At 58.0% G+C, this 6,688-nt stretch carries 3 protein-coding genes; all 3 read right to left on the bottom strand.

Annotation, left to right across the window (positions count from 1 at the left end):
• Nucleotides 1-15: 15 nt before the first annotated feature.
• The gene (locus HUW43_RS14020) at nt 16-294 is read right to left on the bottom strand and encodes a transposase (protein WP_223181546.1); all 279 of its coding nucleotides are present in this window, start codon (nt 292-294) and stop codon (nt 16-18) included.
• A gap of 282 nt (nt 295-576) precedes the next feature.
• A complete protein-coding gene (locus tag HUW43_RS14015; RefSeq protein ID WP_223181547.1) occupies nt 577-1,593 on the bottom strand; it encodes an IS110 family transposase in 1,017 nt (338 codons plus the stop codon).
• 525 nt (nt 1,594-2,118) lie between these two features.
• Complete coding sequence (locus HUW43_RS14010; RefSeq protein WP_188237980.1) at nt 2,119-6,546, bottom strand: RHS repeat domain-containing protein; 4,428 nt, start codon at nt 6,544-6,546, stop codon at nt 2,119-2,121.
• Nucleotides 6,547-6,688: the final 142 nt, after the last annotated feature.

Raw genomic sequence — 6,688 nt, 5'->3', positions numbered from 1 at the left:
ACTCGGCGCTACGCTTCAACCGCGCAAGGTGGGCACGGAACAGCGCTTACGATGGACGTGGCGAAAGGTCCGGCGCAATCCATCCTCGTCCGACGGCACGGCGACGATATGCACATGGTTGGGCATCAGGCAGTAGGACCATATCTCCACCCCAGCGCGCCGCGACGCATCCGACAGCAGATCAAGATAGAGTTCATAGTCGCCATCCTCGAAGAAGGTCCGCTCGCGCCGATTGCCGCGTTGCGTCACATGATGCGGGATGCCGGGAAGCACAAGGCGCGGAAGACGGGCCATGTCGCGATGATAGCGAACGGGCGAACCAGCCTCAATTTAGGGGTTATTGCACCTGTTGTCTAATTGATTGGGACATTGTCGAAGCTTTGGTTTGTTGATTACCCGATCACCGATGGTTGTCTTCGAGGTCGTCGGACGGCGTTGGAGCCTTGGTGTCCGGGCCTTCCTGATCGCGGTCAGGCGGGGATGGTTGGACGTCTCTGTGTCACCGACGGGGTCATGAGCCGCTACAGGTACAACGAGATCGTCCGGCTTGCGGCTTCGGGTCTTCGCTTCGCTGGCTCAGGCCCAGCGGAACTCCTCACCCGAGAGCCAGAGGCTGTGAAGCAGCGCGGCGAGCTTGCGGGCGACGGCGACCTTGGCGCGTTTGGGGCCCTTGGTTTCGGCGAGCCGCTTGCCCCAGTCCTGAAGCGCGCAAGGCCGCTTGAGCCGCACCAGCACCGAGTTGGCCGCTTCGTAGAGCGCGGCGCGCAGCATCGCATCGCCCGCCTTGGATATATGGCCCTTGTAGTCGCGCTCCCCCGATTGCGAGCGGCGCGGGACGAGGCCTGCATAGGCCCCGGCATCACTGCTGCGGGAGAACCTGGCGGGATCTTCGACGCTGCTCTTGAAGGCCAGCGCGGTGATCGGCCCGACGCCGGGCGCGCTCATCAGCCGCTGGCAGACCGGATCGGCTTGGGCACGTGCCTCGAGGCTCTTCATCGAGCGGACGATCTGTCCATCGAGCGCCTCGATGCTCTCGATCAGCCCGGCAAAGACCGGCTCGAGATCAGGGCGCTGGCCGAACAGCGCCTTGAGCCGCTCGCGCCGCTTGCCGGGCGTGGTGACGTGGCCCAGCCTCAGGCCGAACAGTTTGAGCATGCCGCGAAGCTGGTTGGCCATGCCGTTGCGTGCCGACACGATCTGCGCCCTGATCTTGAGCGCCGCGCGGTCGATATGGGTCGCTCCGTCCTTGATGTGCACCGCCTTGAACCAACCGGTGCGGGCAAGCTGGGCGAGGCTTTCGGCATCGTTCACGTCGCTCTTGTTGATCCGCGCCGACAGCGCCCGCCTGGCATGGCGAGCACAAATGCAGATCACCGGCACTGCGCGCTCGGCGAGGCCATGATAGAGGAAGGTCGATAACGGTCCGGTCTCCAGCACCACCCGCACCAAACCGGGGCAATGCCGCTTCAGCCAGCGCGCCAGCAGCTCCGGATCGCTCGCCACAACATCGCGCCGCAGCACCACGCCTGCGCCGTCAACCACGCACAAATGCGTGGCCTTGTCACTCACGTCCATTCCTGCATAGATATCCATGGTCACCCTCCTCGTTCGGAGCGCTGCTCGCGACTCCGTGCCAACCAGGAGCGTGGCTACATCAATTACGCGGTGTCACCGTAATTCAATTCGAACTTGTCGGAGCTCATGATTTCCGCGAACAGTATCATAGCTGAGAATTTAGTATCTTTGAAGATACATCTCTAAAGTATTTTACACTAGAAGTAATACTAGATGAATGGACAAATATTATATTAGATTCACTCGGAATCATATCTATAAATTCATCAATTGAATCTCCAATATCTTCTAAACTCCAGGTTGTCATTATCCCTTCCAATGAACAATCTATTATTATGTCATCGACCATATCATGAAGAATTTCTGAATTCTCCCCGCAAATCGATATCAGCTTAAACTTAGATATGTTTCTTGAAAGAAAATTCAATATATCTTCATATGATTCAAGATCTCCTGATATAAAAATTGCCCATTTATTTCTAGACAAGCATATTTCACTCAAGAATTTTGAATTGCAGAACGATATAGCGTCGCCGTTCAACTTCATTTATCCCTTATATCTTTCGCAGCCTTTCTCAAAGACTCTGCTTCTTGACGTTTAATAGCTGCCTGAGTTCTGAACTCAGCGGCTTCCTTTTTCCAGTGTGCTATCCTAGCTTGTTGTTGCGCTGCTTGAGCTTCTTTCGACATGTTCTCCATTCCAGGCCGAACGGTCGGATTCTTTTCAAAATTTGCTCGCTTCATGTCATGCTCTACAGCTCTTTTCTCGAGAGACCTTGCCCCTCTTTCCAATTGGGCAATCCGAGAATCTATCGCTTTCAAAGCATTTCCAATATTCTCCCTTGATATCAGGCCCCGGAAGAACGGAACATATGCCACTGTTACCACCATTGCCACCCCAGCATTCATCGCACCTGCGGCTTTGATGCCGGCATTAGGGTCATCGCTACTATAAGTTGCTGATTTTGATACTTGAAAGTCTCCGAACAGAAGCGCGTGCTGCTGCCCATCTGTATCGACCTTATTCACCGGGTCGCCACCGACATAGGCATACCAGTTTATGCCATCCTTGTACCCGATGGGATCGGTCTGCATGAACCGCCCCAGCGTCGGCGAGTACATCCGCGCCTTGTAGTAATAGAGCCCGAGTTCGGAGAGCCACGCCTGCCCGGTGTACTGGAACCGCCCGAGGTTCGTCGCCTGCGGGATGCCATATTCGTCGTAGCGGTTCGCGGCGATACCGGCCCCGCTCGCGTCGCTCACCGCGATCACGCTCCCGCGCTCATCAGCGTGCAGCCAGCGCTTCGTGGTCAGGGTGGAGCCTTCATACCACAGCACCGGTTCGTCATCGCCAGGGCCGTGGACGTAGCGGCGCAGGATCGCGCCGCCCGCATCGCGCTCGATCACCAGCCGCGGGCCGAGATGCTCGAACCGCGTTGTGACGCTCGCCTTCACCAGCCGCGAAATGCGCCCAGTCGGATCATACCAGATCGACGCCCCGCCCGGCGCGGTCGCCAGCCGGTTCTCGCTCGTGTAAGTGTAGGCATCGCTCCCCGAGCTCGTCAGATTGCCGCGCCCGTCATAGCCCAGCACCGTCGCCCCCGCGCTCGTCAGCTGGTTGAGCCCGTTCCTGTTATAGTTTCGGTCCACGTTGAAATGCGCCGTCCAGGCATAGAGATCGTTCGATCGTGTCTGCGCAATGAGCTGGCTCGCCGGATTGTAGGACATGCCGGTCCCGCCAGCGGCGGGGCCGTTCACCGTCAGGTCGGCGTTCGCCCCCGCAAGATCCTGCTCGAAACGGCGCAATCGGCCGACCGGGTCGTAGACGAGTGTCGTCGACGTCCCGTTCCCGCGCGTAAGCCCCGAGCGGCGCCCAAGATCGTCGTAGCTGTAGGCGACAAGGCTCGCGACGCCATTCTCATTGATGCCCGTGAGATCAGCGGTGTTGTAAGTGTAGCCAAACCAGTTCCCGTCCGGATGCGTCACCCGCGTCAAGCGACCCGCCGCGTCATATTGCATCGCGATCGTCCCGAACGGACTCGTCTGCGCCGTCAGTCGCCCCAGCGCGTCGAAGGTTGAGCCGACGTTGTTGCTCGCCGTGTCGCTGACCAGCGTCGGCCGGTCGAGATTGTCGTAGGTCGTGGTGACATCATATTCGCCTGAAACGAGGTTCGGCACATTCTTGAACGTCATCCGGTTGAGATTGTCATAAGCGTAATTGATCAGCTGCGCATCGCGGAGCCGACGCTGCGTGATATTGCTGTTCGCATCATAGGTGAGCTGTTCGTAATCGGTCGTCGAACTCGCCAGCGCGCCCGTAGTCGTTACCGGATAACGCGTCTTCGACAGGCGATCGTGGCCATCATATTCGAAGGTCGTGCGATTGTTCTCGCCATCGGTGACCGTGGCGAGCTGTCCATTTGCCGTATAGCTGTTCGTTTCCTGATCGGTCTGAAGTGGTGTGCCATAGGCGAGGATCGTCTTGGTCACTTGTCCCGCCGCGTCATAGGTCAATTTGGTAATGCGATCAGGACCGAAGCTGCCTTGCGTTGCCAGCGTGCAAGCGCTCGCCGGCGGCGAGGCGAAGGTAGCCGGGTTCATTCGCACCGCCGTGCACTCAAGCCGGCCCGCAAGATCATAGCTATATTGGGTGAGCGACTGCGTCCCTTCGGACGCGCCGTAGGTCCACTCACGAACCTTGCGATCGAGCGCGTCATAGGTGATCTCGGTCGTCTGGAGCGGCGCGAAGGCCGTCCAGTCGGTGTCGGATTGGCTATTGACTGTACCTTGCTCGACTTTGGTGAGACGGCCGGCTGCGTCGTAAGTGTTGCGCGTCGCGCGGAACTTGTAGGTCGTTCCTGCCCCGTCGGGATCGGGTGTTATGACGCCAACGACCCGGCGCCGTGCGTCGTAGCGCCAGCGTGTCGTATCGGCGGTTCCGGCGAGCGGGCCGTCCTCAGTCAGCTTGTTGCCGAGCGCGTCATAGGTCCAACTCGTGGTCGCGGAGAGACTGCCGTCACCGGCCGCGACCGTTTTGGAAACCAGCAAAAGATTATTGGCGACGCCAGACGATCCATAGTTGAAGGTCGTGCGGGTTTCGTCCGCCGTGCCGACACAGGCAGGCGCCGCGCCCGTCCGGCATTCTGAAATCTCGGTGAGCAGATAGGTCGCATAAGGCGACTGGAGCAAAGTTCCCGCCGCATTCTTATACCAGGCGTAGAATTGCTGATAAGTGTAGCGCTTCTGCGGCCGCACCGCGCCGGTCGTCGGCGCGGCCCGTGTTTCGGTGAGCATCCCGCCGTGCGTCGACGACCATGTATAATCGGTGGTGATCCCCCTCGCGTCGGTGACTGTCAGCGGCTTGTCGCACGAGGGATAAAGATTGGTGCACGCCGTAGCGTCATAAGTTGCCGTCTCGACAATATCGGCAAGCCCCGATCCCGCCTTCGCGATATGGCGGATTTCAATCGGGTTATTGTGGGTGCCGTATTTCAGAGCAACCTTGTTACCTTCGGGGTCGGTCTGTGACTGCAGCAGCGTTACGAGGCATCGGTGATGCTCCGACGAAGGGAGGCCGGCCATGACGACCGGATCGCAATAGTCGCTGAGCGTTTCGCGTCCGAGCGGATCGACAATCCGCGTAGGCCCGCCCGTTGCCTGGTAAACGATGTCGCCATAATTTACGTAGGTATAGCCGCCCGCGGCACCCACGACACGCGGAGGATTCATCGATCCCGGCGTTTGCGGAAAACTGTAGCGAACCTGCGTCGTTTGGCTCAAAGCGTCAGTGTAGACGCCGCCCGCAATGGTCTGATAGCTTGACATAGAACCAAATGGATCGCCAGTTTCCGGAGTCAGGTCATAGCTATATGTATAACCCGAACCATCGGCGAAATCCTGCTCGGCAACATAGGGCATAAGCTCCCCATCAACCGTGTATCCGTACTCCATGCGGTTCGTCATCCAAGGCGAGCCAGCGCCGGGTTTGGTGAACGTCATGTTGAAGGAGCTTCCGGGCACGATCGAGGAGTAACCAAAACTTTCTGTCGTGCTGTCCGGCATCGTTGCGCTGGCGATTACCACCCGCGAATCAAGACCTGTGTAGCTGTAGGTTGCCGTTGAGGGAGCGGCGACGGGGCAGACATTATTGGTCGGCTTGGCAATGGACGCGAGATTCAGGATGCAGGCTTTGGAAACCTGATTCCAGCTAGCACCGTTCGCACCATATTCGAAAAGCAGCGCAAAGCCTCGTGAACTGGTGACGCTGCGCAGACGGGTCTTGTTGGCCACCGAAGCTGTCGTCGTTTCATATTCGAAATCGAAGCGCGTACCGTCAGGTTCGACGATATACGAGACAAATGCGCATTGATAGGCTGTCGGAGCTGTGACGCACTCCCCCTCGACTATTGGACGGAATACCGCAATCGTCCCGTCGGTCGCCCGAAATGTGTAAACCGCACCGACGGCGCCAATTGTGTTCTGCGTCGTCAAACGCGTATAATAATTCCGTGACTTCTGACGGAACACTGCGTCATTCAGATACAATTTTTCGAATGTCTGGGATCGTGCACCATAATTGACGTCAGCGAGGTAATCATATTGGCCGGGATATTGATCGATCGGGACAGGTTTTATTAGCAGCGTGATATCCCAATTGTGGGAAAGATTGCCAAAGGGAGCTGCATGGGTCGGAATCGGTGTCGGCATGGTGCGTTCAAGCGCAATCGCGCCGCTGCCTTCGTTGATCGATAGGTCTGTACGGGTGTAGGTCAACCGCCCGGTACGAATATCGACCCCGCCGGGGGTGATCGCAATCTTCTCAGGCGAAGGCGCGTTGAGGAATGTATTCGATTGTGCTGAGGCGGCTTGCGGCACGCCAACCAGAGTCACCCAGAGCGGTAAGAAAAGGAATAGATAAAAAAGTGCGCTCTGCGCCTTGCGCTCCCGATTGTCCCCCGCAGCCATCGTCATCTGTTGCGCCCCCGATCTATCGCCTGCCAGAACCTCTATTATACGGCCCTCTAATGGACCGAAGGGATCATGCTATGGCGGCGGATTGGGTGAGTTGGTCACTTTCAGCCGCGTGCGATTGTCCGCCTTGTCATGCTCATAG

Origin of the sequence: Sphingopyxis sp. LK2115, from assembly GCF_014595975.1 — a bacterium.
In the GTDB taxonomy this organism is placed as follows: domain Bacteria; phylum Pseudomonadota; class Alphaproteobacteria; order Sphingomonadales; family Sphingomonadaceae; genus Sphingopyxis.
The sequence above is the reverse complement of the archived record's forward strand: the minus strand, read 5'-3'. Positions and strand labels throughout refer to the sequence as shown.